The organism is Ruminococcus sp. RTP21359st1_H3_RTP21359_211015 (assembly GCF_040909065.1).
Classification (GTDB): domain Bacteria; phylum Bacillota; class Clostridia; order Oscillospirales; family Ruminococcaceae; genus Hominimerdicola; species Hominimerdicola aceti.
Window position 1 is genome coordinate 56993 of sequence record NZ_JBDGDD010000003.1, and the last position, 16763, is coordinate 73755.

General features: G+C 45.1%; 12 protein-coding genes. 10 read left to right on the forward strand and 2 right to left on the reverse strand.

The window, feature by feature from the left end:
• Positions 1-255: 255 nt before the first annotated feature.
• Together AB5Z01_RS01905 and AB5Z01_RS01910 are read right to left on the reverse strand one after the other, a co-directional pair.
• On the reverse strand, positions 256-774 hold the full coding sequence (locus AB5Z01_RS01905; protein ID WP_368365287.1) for a sigma-70 family RNA polymerase sigma factor: 519 nt from the start codon (positions 772-774) through the stop codon (positions 256-258).
• Between the two features lie 247 nt (positions 775-1021).
• The gene (locus tag AB5Z01_RS01910) at positions 1022-1216 is read right to left on the reverse strand and encodes a hypothetical protein (protein WP_368365288.1); all 195 of its coding nucleotides are present in this window, start codon (positions 1214-1216) and stop codon (positions 1022-1024) included.
• Between the two features lie 346 nt (positions 1217-1562).
• Here AB5Z01_RS01910 and AB5Z01_RS01915 point away from each other — a divergent pair, with 346 nt between their 5' ends.
• The 10 genes from AB5Z01_RS01915 to AB5Z01_RS01960 all read left to right on the forward strand — a co-directional run bounded on the left by AB5Z01_RS01915 (position 1563) and on the right by AB5Z01_RS01960 (position 16357).
• Positions 1563-2417: a hypothetical protein gene (locus AB5Z01_RS01915; RefSeq protein ID WP_368365289.1), complete on the forward strand. Its 855-nt coding sequence runs from the start codon at positions 1563-1565 to the stop codon at positions 2415-2417.
• Between the two features lie 16 nt (positions 2418-2433).
• A complete protein-coding gene (locus AB5Z01_RS01920; protein ID WP_117947218.1) occupies positions 2434-2661 on the forward strand; it encodes a helix-turn-helix domain-containing protein in 228 nt (75 codons plus the stop codon).
• A 65-nt stretch (positions 2662-2726) separates the two neighbouring features.
• Positions 2727-4739, forward strand: a complete 2013-nt coding sequence (locus tag AB5Z01_RS01925; protein WP_368365290.1) for an N-6 DNA methylase — start codon at positions 2727-2729, stop codon at positions 4737-4739.
• Positions 4732-6156 (forward strand): restriction endonuclease subunit S, encoded by a 1425-nt coding sequence (locus AB5Z01_RS01930; RefSeq protein WP_368365291.1) that lies wholly within the window; start codon positions 4732-4734, stop codon positions 6154-6156. The genes AB5Z01_RS01925 and AB5Z01_RS01930 overlap by 8 nt, the downstream gene beginning before the upstream one ends.
• A 2-nt stretch (positions 6157-6158) precedes the next feature.
• On the forward strand, positions 6159-9218 hold the full coding sequence (locus AB5Z01_RS01935; RefSeq protein ID WP_368365292.1) for a type I restriction endonuclease subunit R: 3060 nt from the start codon (positions 6159-6161) through the stop codon (positions 9216-9218).
• A gap of 21 nt (positions 9219-9239) precedes the next feature.
• Positions 9240-10166: a DUF1837 domain-containing protein gene (locus AB5Z01_RS01940; protein WP_117947214.1), complete on the forward strand. Its 927-nt coding sequence runs from the start codon at positions 9240-9242 to the stop codon at positions 10164-10166.
• Complete coding sequence (locus tag AB5Z01_RS01945; RefSeq protein WP_368365294.1) at positions 10163-12871, forward strand: DEAD/DEAH box helicase; 2709 nt, start codon at positions 10163-10165, stop codon at positions 12869-12871. The genes AB5Z01_RS01940 and AB5Z01_RS01945 overlap by 4 nt, the downstream gene beginning before the upstream one ends.
• Positions 12872-12877: 6 nt before the next feature.
• Positions 12878-15406 carry a DUF4268 domain-containing protein gene (locus AB5Z01_RS01950; RefSeq protein ID WP_368365295.1) on the forward strand — a complete coding sequence of 843 codons (2529 nt, stop codon included), beginning with the start codon at positions 12878-12880 and terminating at the stop codon, positions 15404-15406.
• 11 nt (positions 15407-15417) lie between these two features.
• Positions 15418-16050, forward strand: coding sequence for an SEC-C metal-binding domain-containing protein (locus AB5Z01_RS01955; protein WP_243006653.1), 633 nt, complete (start codon positions 15418-15420; stop codon positions 16048-16050).
• A 70-nt stretch (positions 16051-16120) separates the two neighbouring features.
• A complete protein-coding gene (locus AB5Z01_RS01960) occupies positions 16121-16357 on the forward strand; it encodes a DUF6508 domain-containing protein (protein WP_368365296.1) in 237 nt (78 codons plus the stop codon).
• The last annotated feature ends 406 nt before the right edge of the window (positions 16358-16763 follow it).

The window sequence follows — 16763 nt, forward strand, 5'->3', positions numbered from 1 at the left end:
TCTTGCGGATACGTGGGAGATTGCATTCAATACTGCAATCAGCTCTGTGTCGTTACCGCCTGAATCGAAGTAGGACTTCTTCATGTGTTTCACCTCCGTTTCTGTGATGGTTAAGGCTTGTTGTTTCGTGCCTTACACCTTCCACTGGAGATGAGTGGGGGATTTGAGCGGAGAAAAGTTGAAAAATATAAAATCCCTCCGGGCATCGGTTGCTGGATGCCAAGAGGGATGAATTTCTACATATAATATGTAGGATTAATAACCGCGGATTTTACGGAGCTCCGTTCTGATTTTCTTCATTTGATCAGCGAAGGTGCGCTGCTTGCGGCCGAGCTGTTCTGCAATCTTACGATCAGAAAGCTCGTCCCCCAGCAGTTCAATGATGCGGTCTGCATCTGGATCAAGCTCGCGGAACCTTGCAATGAGCTGTTCCAGGAGCATCGCATCAGAAAGAACATCTTCCATAGTTGGAGCGGAATCGGGAATTGTGTCATACATGTTCGCATTGCCGTCTTCCGTAGGAACATCAAGGGAAAGCATGTCCCCGGCTGCATGATATTCACATAGGTCACAGTTGGCGTCACATTTCCAGAGATACTTTCTGGTACACATACAGCGATGATGATGCTGTTCGCGCTTCTGGGTAGCCCAAATCTCAGGATACAAAGCTCTGTACTGAGTCTCAGTGATTTCGACGAGTGTAACCTTGTAAGGATTGCTCGCGTCGCGAAGAGGGTAGTAGCGTTTTTTACTCTGATTGTCTTTGATTGCCATGATAATTTTCTCCTTTCGGCTTTCAAACCGAAGCGGAGATGCCCATCATGGCTGCCAGTAATGTTTGTCATAGTTGGTCACCTTTCGCGGATAACTCCGCTTCATTTCTGGTGACCAGCTCGTTCGTTAAAGCTGGCACGGTATTTACTTGTTGCTCGTATAACAGTTACGAACACACCTCGTGGCCATGAGAAAGGTGAACTGGTATACAAGAAGCCTTTTTATGTCTTGCTCAGGACATTGACCGCTAGCTGAGATCCGCTTCGATGGCGAATAATTCGCTGAATACGTCTGGCAGATCACTCGGATTTAGGTCTTCGACGCTGTGAGCGCCATATCGCTGGAATACTCCGTCAACTACAGCTGATCCCAATTGGGAGCTGATCGTAGATGCGGTGTTCTCGATATTAATAATCCAATTCTCGCGTTCGTCTTTAGTCACGTTTTTCATCTCCTTCCTGCTCAGCCTTCCGTTCAGAAGTCAGCTGCGTTATTTGCACCACCCTTGAAAACTGAACTCATCCTTGATCAGGGGATGTATCCAAGTGTTTTGGTGAGGCGGAACAATGAAGTGGTTTTTTGTCGGTTTATGTGAGTTTATAACCAACTATTGTTGACAGAGACTGTGTTTCTGTGTATAATTAAATAGTTAAGGTCTCGCATTGTCGGCTTTCCGCTTTCTTTGCCCTGCCTATTATTAGTTTCGCACGGCGTAATGAGACGGCCTGACCGGTAACGTGAGACACATAGGACAAAACATAAGACAAGATTTGAGGGGAGGTATTCGATTGGAATTAAGTGAATATTTCAGCCGGATATTTCCGAACACGGCATCACAGATGTATTTTCCGAGCCGGAAGAACAACGGGATCTTTGTCTCCTTCTGCTTTAGTGAAGCAGGGAGTAATTATTTCTCGCACAAGCAGGGTGATAGATTAAAGTCAGACGATGTGCCCTTGGAACGCAAGCTCTATGACGGGTCGAGAAAGATGTCTCCAGACCTGAAGGCTTCTTTTAAGACTTTTAATGAGGATGGCCTGTGCGCATATTTTGAAAAGATCATCGACAAGAATAAGTACGGCGATGTAATGCTTGCCTTTGGAATACCTCCCACGGCAGAAAAAAATCCGCAAGCACTCCGAAGAGCACTTGCGGTTCAGTTCAAAGCCTTTATAGATAGCGACAAGGAAGACGCTGCGGATATTGTGGCAATGACCTATCAGCAGCTTTTGGAGGAACCAGAACAGGAGACCAGTTCCTTTCACCACATATCGTCTCTGTACCCGGACGACACGGTGTACATCAAGCCGGATCACAAGAGAAGCTATTCCGGTTTCATGTATGAGAAGCTGACGATAATGTGGAAATTCTCTAATCTGGGTACGCAAACTTGGCATGGTCGAAAGCTGTATCTTTCCAATCATGATGAGATAAGGCCACGGGCAGAAAGCAACTACATTGAAATACCGGAGACGCAACCGAAAACCGGTGTGGAAATCTCCACTGTCATTGAGCTCAGACCATTTGAAGGGCATACGACTTGCCATTGGATCATGGTAGACAGCGATGACAATGACTGTTATCCCGGTAGTCGAATGTTCGATATAGATATAGATGTAAAGTTCAAAAGGAAGAACTCTTAAAGATGGAGGTAATAAAGTGAGCGATCAGCTGCAAGTTGAAAAATGGGTAACATTAAAAGATGTACAGGCATATCTCGGCGTTGGACGAGAGACTATTTTGCAGTGGATTTCAAAACGGAATATGCCTGCGTATAAAGTCGGCAGACTCTGGAAATTCAAACTATCCGAAGTCGATGATTGGATTCGCTCCGGCGGAGCATCCGATGATAACGTGCCTGAGAAAGAAGAACAGGATGCTGAGTGAGTCCGATTTATGGGATAACAGATTTATAGAATGAAAATATAGAGTGGCAAACGGAGGAAAATGTGATGGACAATCAGGTTCATAATCAGATAGTGAGTTTTATATGGGGAATTGCAGATGACTGCCTACGTGATGTTTATGTGCGCGGTAAGTATCGTGATGTTATTCTGCCAATGACGGTCATTCGCCGTCTGGATGCTATGCTGGAAGAAACAAAGCCAGCTGTGCTGGCAATGAAGAAGCAGCTGGATGCCGCAAAGATTGATAACCAATGGCCAGCGCTTTGTAATGCTGCAGGTCAAGCTTTCTGCAATGCTTCGCCCTTCCTACTGAAAGACTTAACAAGCCGTGCAAAGGCTCAGACGCTTAAGGCAGATTTTGTTGCTTATCTTGACGGCTTTTCGCCAAATGTTCAGGTGATTTTGGATAAGTTCAAATTCCGTAATCAGATCGACACGATGGTGGATGCGGATATTCTTGGGGCCGTTATTGAAAAGTTCACTTCTTCTGATATCAACCTGAGTCCTAATCCAATTTATAAGGATGAGGCAAAGACGATCCTCAAGCATCCCGGCCTTGATAACCACGGCATGGGTACCATCTTTGAGGAACTAATCCGTAAGTTTAATGAGGAGAACAACGAGGAAGCCGGAGAACACTGGACACCTCGTGATGTTGTTGAGCTCATGGCTGACCTTGTGTTTATGCCGATTGCCGACAAGATAAAAGATGCATCTTATTCCTGCTATGATGGAGCCTGTGGTACTGGTGGTATGCTCACCGTCGCTCAGGACAGACTTCTGACGCTGGCCAAGAGACGCGGCAAGGAAGTGGCTATCCATCTGTTCGGGCAGGAGATCAATCCTGAGACTTACGCTATCTGTACTGCGGATATGCTGCTGAAAGGTGACGGCGAGGAAGCTGAGCATATCATGTACGGCTCCACTCTTTCCGACGATCAACATGCATCCCGTCAGTTTGACTTCATGCTCTCAAATCCGCCTTACGGAAAGAGCTGGAAAACAGATGCCGAGAAGATGGGCGGCAAGAAGGAAATCCTCGATACGCGCTTCAATACCTATCTTGAGGGCGGGGATGTCATGCCGATGATCCCTCGCACCAGTGACGGTCAGCTTCTATTCTTGTTGAACAATGTGGCAAAGATGAAGAAAGACACCGAGCTTGGCAGCCGCATTGCAGAAGTACATAACGGTTCGTCCATTTTCACCGGAGATGCTGGCAGCGGAGAAAGCAATACTCGTAGATACCTTATTGAGAATGATTTGGTAGAGGCAATTATTTCTCTCCCTGACAATATGTTTTACAACACTGGTATAGGCACTTTTATCTGGATATTATCTAACAAGAAGGAAGATCGACGAAAAGGAAAAATTCAGCTCATTGATGCTTCAAAAATGAAGTCGCCATTACCTCGCAATATGGGAAAAAAGAACTGCGAGTTTACTTCTGATATTAGAAATGAGATTATGCGCATTTTCCTTGAAATGGAGGAAAGCGAAGTCAGCATGATCTTTAACAATGACGACTTTGCATATTGGTCTGTAACGGTTGAGCGTCCTCTAAGGTTGAGTGTGAATCCAGATGGCGTAATCCCTGCAGATGTGTTTAAAAAAGCAGATGAACTCGCTGCAGTTAGAAGAGCTATTGCATCTGTCCCGTCTGGAACTCCACTTGACGATTGGGCTGCATTTGCTAAGGCTACGAAGTTGAAAGCTACTGTTTTGAAGAAAATCCGTCCGTTCATCACTGTTAAAGATGCCAATGCAAATCCAGTCGCAGGAGAAGCTGATAGTGATTTGCGTGACACGGAGCTTATTCCATTTACTTATGAGGGTGGGATTGAAGGCTTCATGAAGAACGAGGTGCTCTCTTATGCTCCGGATGCATGGATTGATGAAAAGAAAACTCAAATTGGTTATGAGATCAGCTTCAACAAATATTTTTATAGACCTGTAAATCTGAGAAGCATGGATGAGATTATCGCATCCTTGAACGAACTTGAAAAAGAAGCTGATGGCATGTTGACAGGAATTGTGGGAGGAAACATAAATGGATAAAGAATATGCTTCCTATACTACAGTCGATCAGAAATGGGTGGCACAAATTCCATCACACTGGGAAATGAAACGTCTCAAAGGCGTATTTGCCATGAGAAAAGAGCGGAATAATCCGATTCAAACTGATTTTATATTATCTCTGACAGCAAAGCAGGGTGTCGTCCCTTATGCTGAAAAAGAAGGCACAGGAGGTAATAAGCCCAAAGATGATCTGACGCAATATAACATTTGCCGTGAGAACGATTTGCTTGTCAACTGCATGAACGTAGTTTCCGGCGCTGCTGGTGTATCCAAATATTATGGAGCAATCAGTCCGGTTTACTATGCTTTTTATCCGCGTGAAGATGAGAATATTTGGTATTACCACTACATCTTTAGGCTGATTACTTTTCAGCGGAGTCTTATAGGACTTGGGAAAGGTATCCTGATGCACGAGAGCGACGAAGGTGTTCTTACATCTGTTCGTATGCGTATTTCAATGAACTATCTTGGCAATGTAATGCTGCCGATTCCTCCGCGTGAAGAGCAGGATCAGATTGTAAAATACCTTGATTGGAAGGTTTCAGAGGTCAATCGTCTTATTGCTGTCAAGAAAAAGCAGGTTTCTGCGTATAAGGAATTGCGCAAGGCGGTTATAGATCAGGGCATTTTGCATGGTTTTAGGGAATCTGAGAAAAAAGATAGCGGTGTGTATTGGCTCGGTGAAATTCCTGCTACATGGGAGGTTCTACCTCTAAAACGTATCTGTAGAGCAAATGCCTCAATTGCAGATATCGTTAAGACAAAAGATGACTCGGAGTTGGTCACTTTTCTTCCAATGGAAAACGTTACAGAAACAGGAGAAATTGACTGCTCCATCAAGAAAACAATTGCAGAGGTTAGAACTGGGTTCTCATCGTTCGCAAAGGGAGATGTTGTGGTAGCAAAGATTACTCCGTGCTTTGAAAACGGAAAAGGAGCTTGCTTAGACGATCTTGATACGGATATAGGCTTTGGCACTACAGAATTTATAAATCTACGTACTTCAGATAAAGTACTTTCCGAGTATCTGTATATGATTACGATGACAAGACCGTTCAGGAAACTTGGTGAAGAGGTTATGACAGGTTCGGCTGGACAGAAGCGAGTATCCGTTAATTACATAAAGAACTTTACGCTTGGAATACCGAATGTTGAAGAACAGAAAAGTATTCTTGCGGAGATTGAACGGAGGCTTGTTCAGATCGACAAGGCTATCGAGATAGAACGAGGGAACATAAAAAATCTTCAGGAATTAAAAGCGAGGATCATTTCAGACGCCGTTACTGGGAAAATAGATGTTCGCTCAGTAGATATTCCTGAGTATGAATATATTGAGGATCAGTCCGATGAAGAGGCTGATGAAGAGGATATAGAAACCGAAAAACAGGAGGATTGACAATGGCTTTTACCAACACAAAGGAAAACGGCCTTGAATCATTAATCGTGAAGTGGCTGGTTGAGCAGAACGGGTACGAGGAAGGATCAAACGCCGACTATAACAAAGAATATGCTGTCGACGAGACGCGCCTGTTCCGGTTCCTGCAGGATACGCAGCCGAAGGAAATGGAAAAGCTGGGTGTGTTCACTTCTGACACAAAGAAACGACAGTTCCTGAACCGCCTGTCCGGCGAGATTGCCAAGCGCGGCATTATTGATGTACTTCGCAATGGCGTGAAGGTTTATCCGGCAGATCTCATCATGTTCTATCTGACGCCGACTGAAAATAATGAGCAGGCCAGAATCATGTATGAGAAGAACATCTTCAGCGTGACACGGCAGCTGCGCTATTCACAGGATGCTGGGAAGCTGGCTCTGGATGTCTGCCTGTTTATCAACGGCCTCCCGGTTATCACAATGGAGCTGAAAAACCAGCTCACAAAGCAGAATACCGAAAATGCTGTGCGCCAGTATAAGGAAGATAGGGATTTCCATGACCTCCTGTTCTCTTTCAAGCGCTGCATGGTTCATTTTGCCGTGGATGATGCCACGATTCTGTTCTGCACGAAACTTGCCGGAAAAGATAGCTGGTTCTTGCCATTCAATAAAGGCTATAATGACGGCGCAGGAAATCCGCCGAATCCGGACGGCCTTATGACAGACTACCTTTGGAAGGACATCCTTACCAAGAGAAAACTGTCTCGTATTATAGAAAACTACGCGCAGGTCATCGAAGAGGTGGACGAGGATACCAAGAAGAAGTCCATCAAACAGATTTGGCCTCGTTACCATCAGCTCGACTGCGTGGAGAAGCTGCTTGCTGACGTGCAGAAAAATGGTGTCGGCAAACGGTATCTGATCCAGCACAGCGCCGGAAGCGGCAAGTCAAACTCTATCGCATGGCTGGCGCATCAGCTGATCGGGCTTGAGAAGGATGGCCACCCGATGATTGATTCCGTCCTTGTTGTTACTGATCGCCGTATTCTGGATAAGCAGATCCGCAATACGATCAAGCAGTTCATGCAGGTCAAGAACACCGTAACATGGGCAGAACATTCCGGTGATTTGCGCAAGGCCATACAGGATGGCAAGCGCATCATTATATCTACGATTGAAAAGTTCCCGTACATCATCTCTGAGATCGGGCAGGAACATAAAAATAACAAGTTCGCCATCATCATCGACGAGGCGCATTCCGGCCAGAGTGGACGTAACTCCGCAAATATGAATCTGGCGCTTTCTGGCCTTGCCACAGATGATGATGCGGACAACGAGGACAAGATCAATGCCATGATGGAGGGGCGTAAGCTTGTCACCTCTGCCAGCTACTTTGCTTTCACAGCAACGCCTAAGAACAAGACCGAGGAGATGTTCGGTGTTGCTTATGAGGAGGATGGTGAAATCAAGCATCGCCCATTCCATGTCTATACGATGAAGCAGGCCATTCAGGAGGGCTTCATTCTTGATGTGCTTCGGAATTATACGACTATCGACAGCTGGTACAAGATCATGAAAACGGTCGAGGACGATCCCATGTTTGACAAGAAGCGTGCGCAGAAGAAGCTGCGTGCCTTTGTTGAGGGCAATCCGGATGTTATCGCTAAAAAAGCAGCTATGATGGTGGAGCATTTCCACGAGCAGGTAGTTGCTAAGAAGAAGATCGGCGGCAAAGCGCGTGCAATGGTGGTCACCGCCAGCATTCCGAGATGCATCGAATACTACTACGCAATTAACAAGTGCCTCGCAGACAGGCATAGTCCTTATAAGACAATCGTGGCCTTTTCCGGCGAACATAAATATAACGGGCAGGAACCGGCATTGACGTCTGCTGCCATAAACGGATTCCCGGATGCTAAGATTCCGAAGGAGTTCAAGAAAGATCCATATAGGATTCTTATCGTTGCTGATATGTTCCAGACCGGCTTCGACGAGCCGCTGCTGCAGACGATGTATGTGGACAAGCCGCTCTATGATATCGCTGCGGTACAGACACTTTCCCGCTTGAACAGAGCGCATCCCGGCAAGGATGAAGTATATGTTTTGGACTTTGCAAACAAGACCTCTGTGATTGAGGAGGCGTTTTCGAAGTTCTACAGAACAACGATTCTTTCCGGAGAGACTGATCCTAATAAGCTGTACGACTTGATTACCATTATGGAGGAGTATCAGGTCTACGATGACAGCGATGTTGAAAAACTGGTAGACCTATTCCTGAGTGGAGCGGAGCGTGATCGCCTCGATCCTATTCTGGATGCCTGCACAGCTGTATATAAACAGCTCGAACTTGACGATCAGATTAAGTTTAAGAGCGCAGCTAAATCGTTCGTGCGTACATATGGATTCCTTGGTGCAATTCTTCCCTATGGAAATGTTGACTGGGAGAAGCTGTCAATCTTCCTGAACTTGCTGATACCGAAACTTCCGTCGCCTCGTGACGATGATCTTTCGGAGGGCATTCTTCAGACGATAGATCTGAGCAGCTACAGAAATGAAGCGCAGGAGACCATTGCTATTAAGCTGGAGGATGCTGATGCAGAAATTGCGCCGGTACCTGCAGGCAAGGTAGGCCATATCGTTGAGCCGGAAATGGATCTGCTTTCCAAGATCATCATGGACTTCAACGACATGTTCGGAAATATAAACTGGAACGATGCGGATAATGTTCAGCGTCAGATTCTGGCCATCCCGGAGATGGTGTCAAAGGATAAGAAATATCAGAATGCCATGAAGAATTCTGATGCGCAGGAGGCGCGTACTGAAAGCGAGCGTGCCCTACAGGCGGTTATCTTCTCTATCATGGCGGACAACATGGAGCTCTTCAAGCAGTTCCAAGACAATCCATCGTTCAAGAAATGGCTTTCTGATTTGGTGTTTAACCTTACCTACAATCCGGAGGGCAAGGAGTACGTGATGCCGGGTGCGGAGCGGAAGTCTGTTACTTACGATTTTAATCCGCAGCAGGATTTGATGATGGTAGCTGAAGATACGGCACCTTATGGTGAAAAGAAAGATGACGACTAATTACAGGGAGGTGTATGGGCATTGGAACTCACAAAAACTGTAAAGGATAAAACTTTTGATGATTACTTTACAGAGGTCGATCACAGCGATTGCATCAGTGAAGATCGACCGGGTTCAATGCGCCTTTTTTACCTCAATGTCAGAAGCGGAAAAATCAAGATAGCTGATCTTGAGAAATTCACAATGCTGAACATTGGCCGCTATGTATTTTCGCGGGCAAAGCAGGAACAGTATGAAAAGGCCGGAAATCTTGATGCAGTTATGCAGCAGGCTCTTCGTATTATGCGTAAACGAGGTGCAGCTGATGCCAAGGGCACTGGAAATGAGCTCGGCGAGATTATGATTTATGCTTTCCTTGAGGAGAAGTTAAAAGCATATAAGCTACTCAGCAAAATCGAGCTAAGTACGGATGCCGCGCAATATTTGAGTGAGGCTGATGGTATCCATTTCCTGTGTTCTGACGGTACCAGCGGATCGTATAACCAGATGGTATTCGGTGCTTCAAATATCGTCGGAGAGATTAAGGATGCCATAGATCAGGCTTTTGAGATCATCAAGAAGATCAGTGCCCATGAGGATGACGAGGTTTATATGATTGAAAAGACCGTCCTCGACCGGTTCTACGATGAAGACGATCTGGCTGTTCTGAAAGAGTACATTGTACCAGAGGAAGGTAAAAAAGCTAAGTACGCAATTTCGTATGGCATATTCTTAGGATACAATTTCGGCATTCTACCTTCAGGTCGCAGCGATGATGAATTGCTGGATATTATGCAGGAGAAGCTGGAACAAGACGCACAGCAACACGCTGCATACATCTCGCAGAAAATAAAGGACTGTGGGCTGGAAAACCACGCATTCTATTTTTACCTGCTTCCGTTGAATGATGCGGAGACCGAAAAGAAAACGATAATGCAGCACGTATTGGATGGAGATGTTGACCTATGAGCGGTGAAAAGAGAACACTCGGTGCCGCCATATTTGCCGACATCGAAGATAACGAATACTTGAATAAGATTCATGAGAAGGTGCTGTATAACTATGCCCTGCGACTGCTTCAACTTACCAAGAAGGAACCACTGCCTTTCGGCCAGAAGGAGAAGCGTGATGCGTTGCGTTTCGCTGACCTGCTATCGAAGTCCAATGATCCTGAAAAGGCAAATGCTCATAAAATCTGGGCGCAGGAAATTGTAATCCTCTTGAATGAGCTTTATCCGGAGGACACGCTGATCAAGCTTTATGCCGGAGATGTCTTTTCAAGCATAGGAAACCACAAGGGCATAGAACACATTAATTCCGAATATCAGGACATTACTGCGCTGGAGAGGTTCTTCTCTGAATTTAGGGATGACTATCTTACGATTCCCGCCGAACCGAGCGAGAAGTTTTTCGCTGCTCAGAAAGCGGCATATGACCACTTGACAGACGAGTGCTTCAGTTATTCGGCTCCGACCTCTATGGGAAAATCCTTCATCATGCGGATGTTTATCAAGAACGAGGTTATCCACGGCGCACAGAAAAACTATGCTCTGATTGTGCCAACAAAGGCACTCATAAACGAAGTTCGTGGCAAGGTTATTGATGACCTCGGTGAAAATGGAAACCTTCAGAAAATCAACTACCTTGACCGCTGCAATTATCGTGTGGTAACTGCGGCCAGTGATATTGCGTTGGAGGAGGAACATAATTATATCTTCGCTCTCACGCCGGAGCGCTTACTTTACCTGTTGATCAGCCAACCGAAGGTACAGATAGACTATCTGTTTGTCGATGAGGCACATAAGTTGTCTGGCAAGAACAGCCGTGCTCCGTTTTATTACAAGGTTGTGGATATGCTTTTGAAACGAGAGCATAAGCCACACTTCATCTTTGCCTCCCCGAATATTCCGAATCCGCAGGTTTATCTTCGGATGATGACGGATATAGAAGCCGGTGATGATAACAATCTGGCAATTACATATTCACCGGTTGTGCAGGTGAAGTTCCTTGTTGATCTGAAAAACAAGGAGATACAGGTATATAACGAGCACAATGGAAAAAGAATCCATGTTGCAAATATCCGTGACATGAAAGGCAGAAAAGCAAATCTCACTGATATACTGGTGTGGTTTGAAAGTATGAATGATAGGCTTCCTGAAGAAAGGCGGAAGCAGACTATTGTTTACTTTAATGGCAGGAATAAAGCTATCGATGCTGCACGAAAAATTTCAGATGCGATCGGTGATGCAGGTGTTAAGAATGATCCTGTCTTGGAGACGCTCGCGAAGGATATCCGGCAGGAAGTACATGGCGATTATTTCCTCGCCGAGATGATTCGAAAAGGCATCGCATATCACATTGGTTATCTACCTGCTTCTATACGAGCAAGGATTGAAACGCTGTTCCAAGAGGGACATATCACAATTATGTTCTGCACCAGCACTTTGCTTGAGGGTGTCAACCTGCCAGCGGACAATCTTTTTATTACAGATAACAAGATATTTCGCGGTGAAATGGAGCCAGTCGACTTCAGAAATCTGATAGGACGCGTGGGGAGGATCAGCTTTAACCTTTTTGGAAATGTGTACTTCGTCAGTGAGGAGACGGAAAAGGTTGAATCTGATGATTATGTCAGAATGCTGCAAGAGAAAGTTCCTGAGCAGGTGCTTTCCATTACAACAGATCCGAAAGTTCTTAAAAAGGTGGAAAAGAAGTATGTCGCAGATATCCTTAAAAGTGGCAGTTCGGTAATCCCGCAGCGAGTCAATGAAGAAGGAAAAGCTCTACAATCCGAAGAATCCTACATCATGATGAGAAAGTTCGGATTGATCCTTTTACGAGACATTGTTGAGGATAAGGATACACTTGTCCGGAGGGAGTTTAAGCAATTTCTTACAGATGAGGACGAGAGGAACATCCGCGCGAAATTTAAAAATACTGAGACTGTCCCGGATGACGATATTAACACATCTGTTGATCAGACAAAGCGGTTGATTATAGCAATAAAGAGAGATAACCTCCGCTATCCTGATGTGAAGGACGGATACTTCAAGCACGATGTGGTTTTGGCGTTTTTGAGGAAGCTGAGCGATGTTTTTCAGTGGAAAATATATGAGTCCAATACTCTTGGCAAGGATACACTGCTGAGTTGGTACGCTGTTATTCTCTGCGAATGGATGGAAGGAAACGGCCTAAATTATATTATGCGGGCTGCCCTGAAGCATCATCGTGAACATCCAGAGAATTTCTGGATCAACAATTATACGAGAGATGTTTATAACGACAACGACAAAATTCATAGAAACATTGTCTTTGCCGATACGCTTGAGGTTATTGAGAACATAGTTCTATTTAGCATATCGAATTATTTCCTTCGCTTCTCTAACGAGTTCAGGCGCATTAAGGGTGACGATGAACTGGATGCCAATAACTGGTATGAATATGTTGAATATGGTACCACCAATCCGCTGACAATCCTTCTTCAGAGAAATGGCTTCTCTCGTGAGTCGGCACGATTTATCAAGGAAAATCCAGAGTACGTTGTGAAGGACGGCAGCACCGGTAAGTTGAAACTGAAGGCCTCGTTGTCAAAGTGCGGGAGAACCAGCGTGGAGAACGAAGTCGAATATATCCGGCAGAATATTCCCGGAATCTTTGTAGACGAGGAGGATTAACACAAGATGAAAGGATCAGAATGTAAATTCGTAAAATACATGGAAGGCTCTGACAAGCGCTTTGTTATCCCGGTGTATCAGAGAAATTATGACTGGAAGACCGAGAACTGCAAGCAGCTATACGATGACCTTGTAAAAATCATCAAGTGTCACCGGAAAAGTCACTTCTTTGGGAGCCTCGTTTCCGTTTACAATCCGGATGGTCACAATGAGGAGTTCCTGATTATTGACGGTCAGCAGCGTCTTACGACTGTATCATTGTTATTCCTTGCCATGTATAACCTGATTGATAAGGGGATCATTGTGCCGAAAACCGCTAATCTGAAGCAGCGGATTTTTGAGGAATACCTTGTAGATAAGTGGAAGCCGGAGGATACTCGTATCAAACTCAAACCGGTAAAGAATGACCAGACTGCCTTTGGAAAGCTGTTCTCTGATCCGACGGAGCATATCCGCGAGTCAAATCTGACTGTAAATTACGATTATTTTTATGACCGCATTCAGAAACAGGAAATCACCATCGACCAGCTTTACGATGCGATCTGTTGTCTGGAGATTATAAACATCCGGCTGGATATGGACGACAATCCACAGCTCATTTTTGAAAGCCTGAACTCGACCGGTCTTGACCTCAGCGAAGGCGACAAGATCAGGAACTTCATTTTGATGGGCTTACCGTCCAAGGAGCAAGAGGCCTATTACGAGAAATACTGGAATAAGATCGAGGTTTGCACGAAATATGATGTAAGTGCCTTCGTCCGGGATTACCTGAGTGTAAAGCAGCAGGCCATCCCGCAGCAGAAGAAAATCTACATCAATTTTAAGGACTTTGTGGAGCTTGGGAAAATCGAAACGGAACCACTCCTTGCCGAGATGCTGGCCTATGCAAAGCGGTACCAGATTCTCCTAGAGGGTAATTCTGGAAGTGCTGCCCTTGACGCTTGCATTGACCGACTGAACCGTCTGGAGACTACGGTAACAAGGCCGTACTTCCTCGAAGTGCTGCGCCTATATAATGAAAACAAACTGACTTTAACACAGGTCACGGAGATTTTCCTGACGACAGAGAACTATCTGTTCCGCAGGACGATGTGTGACCTGCCAACAAATGCTCTAAATAAAATCTTCCTCATGCTGCACCGTGAAATCGTCCGGTACGACGGTACCGAGGATGACTATGTCGAGAAGTTCAAGTATGCGCTTCTCTCAAAGAAGGAGCGTGCGCGCTTCCCAGACGATGTTGAGTTTAAGGTGGCATTTGAGGAACGTCCAGTTTATCTGATGAACAGTAAGAATAAGATTTACATCCTTGAGCGCTTCGAGAATTTCGGCACTTCGGAGGATAAGGATGTATACCGCCACTGTGATGACGGCACCTATTCCATTGAGCACATCATGCCTCAGCATCTGACACCAGTATGGCAGAAAGAACTGGGTGATGATTATGAGCAGATACATGAAGTGTGGCTACATCGTATGGCAAATCTTACACTGACGGCCTATAACTCGAAGTACAGCAACAGCTCATTCACCGAAAAGAAAACCATGCAGAATGGCTTTGATGATAGTGGTATCCGCATGAATACCTGGATTGCCAAGAAGAACAAGTGGACGCTGGCAGAACTGGAGGAACGCAGCGAATATCTCATAGGTCGGGCTCTTTCAATCTGGGCAGCACCTGTCACAGAATACAAACCGGAAGAAAAGCAGCTTGATACTTATACGCTTGAAGATGAGGGCGAGCTGACCGGACGACTGATTGCAAAATTCACCTTTAAGAACACGGAACAGCCGGTAACGAGCTGGGTTGAGATGTTCCAAAAGGTTATTCAGATTCTGTATGCCGAGGACAAGGCTATTATCACAAAGCTGGCCATGTCGGAGGAAGAGAATATTGCTCTTCACTTCAACACTAATCCGGATGCATTCACGAAGTCAGTGGAGATTGGTGACGGCATCTATGTATGGACAAACACCAGCACGCAGAGCAAACTATCTGTCCTTAGTCGCCTCTTCAAACTGTACAATGAAGATCCTTCTGATTTAGTTTTTTATCTACGTGATGAAAATGAGGCCAATGAGGATGAGCCGGGCAGTCGTTACGAGCTCCGGAGAAAATACTGGACGTGTGCGCTTCCGATTATCCAGAAAGCGCACGGTGAGGACGGTTCTTTCTCCAATGTTAATCCGTCAAGGGATAACTGGATCAATGGCTCCTTCGGTATCGGCGGTTTTTATCTATGCTGCGTAGCAAACTATGATGCAGCACGGGCAGAGGTCGTATTTGGCAGAGGAAATAAGCAAGAAAACAAGGACACCTTCGATAGCCTGTACACACATAAAGCGGAAATAGAATCAGCGTTGGGCACGACGCTCCAGTGGAACCGTGGTGACGATATCAAATCGTCCAAGGTTTTCATTCAGCTGAATAACGTCAGTATTGAAAATGAGACTGACTGGCTCCAGATGGCAAACTTCCACGCCGACTGGACGAAGAAGTTCTACGATGTGATTGTGCCGTTTATAAAGCAATAAAGAAGGAGCGCATGATGAAAATAGGAAGAAATGATCCGTGTCCATGTGGAAGCGGAAAGAAATATAAGAATTGTTGTCTCCGAAAGGAAACAATGAGCATCCCTGACCGTATAAAACAAGCGGTTAAAGAGAGCGGATATAATGAAGATATCGGGAATGTGCTTGCAAATATGTATAGGTACATGGAGAGAAAGCAATGGTGGGGTGCCTGCCACGCTTCATGTGCTGCGTTATACGTTTGTCTGTCTGAGCTCGGATACAAACCTAAGCTATGTATAGGTGAGGTGCTTGGTCAGGGATTGTATTTTGATCATTCGTGGATTAGCCTTGATGATAAAATGATTGATCTTGCAATAAGCATGACAATGCTTGGGGGAGCACCGGCATCAGGAGTGATTATTCTTGGAAAAGATATCAAAACAGGGCTGCCTCCTATACTGGATTATGGCGTTCCAGGAAGAGGCATCGAGGATCAGGCGAAGTTCGTGATGGGGCTCCCATTTACCCAGTATATGGATAGCTTTCCGGATGAAAAAGGTGGTCTATGGGGCGTCGTGCGTGAAGTATTAAGTACTGATGTAAATATTCCGTCATTACGTGAAAAATATAAGGACACGAAGAGAGTTCTTATAAGACATGAATGATGGTAATTATGTTGCATTTGGAGGAGGTCTATTCGTTCGTGAGTAATGATATTAAAGCAATGGCTATGAGGTGCTTGAAGAGACTGGTGACCTAAAAACAAACTACTGGGATTATATGACCACAGAGCCTATAAATTGTAACGAAGAGTTAAAACGCTTGGAATGCGCTGACTATGATTTGCGTTCAGCTTTGTTGACGATGCTATTGCGAGAAGATCATTTTTGTAATGGTGCTTTTGATCAGAGAGTGGAATCTGGGCAGGTTGAATGTATTGTTCAACGAATGATAAAATTGCTTGAAAGGTAAGGCTGGGTTTCATTTATATCATTTCCTGCAACAGAATTCAGTCATTCGAAAAATTCGAATAACTCATAATTACAAGAGGGTTTAGTTATCCGATAATTTTGGATAACTGCTGGTAGTGGTTATTCACAGGACGAAATTGGAAAAACAGTATTTACCTAATTCGCAAATCAGTTTAAATGAACTATTCGGAATTTCCGGATAGTTCAAATCTTAAAGGAAGCTAGGGCACATGTGATACAGATGAAATAATGCCCGGATTCCAGGTCGAGACGGTGAAATCCGGCAACTCAACTCCCTGCGAGTGTATGGCAAATTCGTGCTCAGAGCGAATGAATTGTGTAGAAGTTGAGCGGCTTTCACTGTCTCAACTGTCGAGACAGTGGCAGGGAGCAGCAGTGTAAACTTG

Coding starts and splice junctions, on each gene's coding strand:
- AB5Z01_RS01905 (WP_368365287.1), bottom strand. CDS start 774: ATGGCAATCAAAGACAATCAGAGTAAAAAACGCTACTACCCTCTTCGC.
- AB5Z01_RS01925 (WP_368365290.1), top strand. CDS start 2,727: ATGGACAATCAGGTTCATAATCAGATAGTGAGTTTTATATGGGGAATT.
- AB5Z01_RS01930 (WP_368365291.1), top strand. CDS start 4,732: ATGGATAAAGAATATGCTTCCTATACTACAGTCGATCAGAAATGGGTG.
- AB5Z01_RS01935 (WP_368365292.1), top strand. CDS start 6,159: ATGGCTTTTACCAACACAAAGGAAAACGGCCTTGAATCATTAATCGTG.
- AB5Z01_RS01945 (WP_368365294.1), top strand. CDS start 10,163: ATGAGCGGTGAAAAGAGAACACTCGGTGCCGCCATATTTGCCGACATC.
- AB5Z01_RS01950 (WP_368365295.1), top strand. CDS start 12,878: ATGAAAGGATCAGAATGTAAATTCGTAAAATACATGGAAGGCTCTGAC.
- AB5Z01_RS01955 (WP_243006653.1), top strand. CDS start 15,418: ATGATGAAAATAGGAAGAAATGATCCGTGTCCATGTGGAAGCGGAAAG.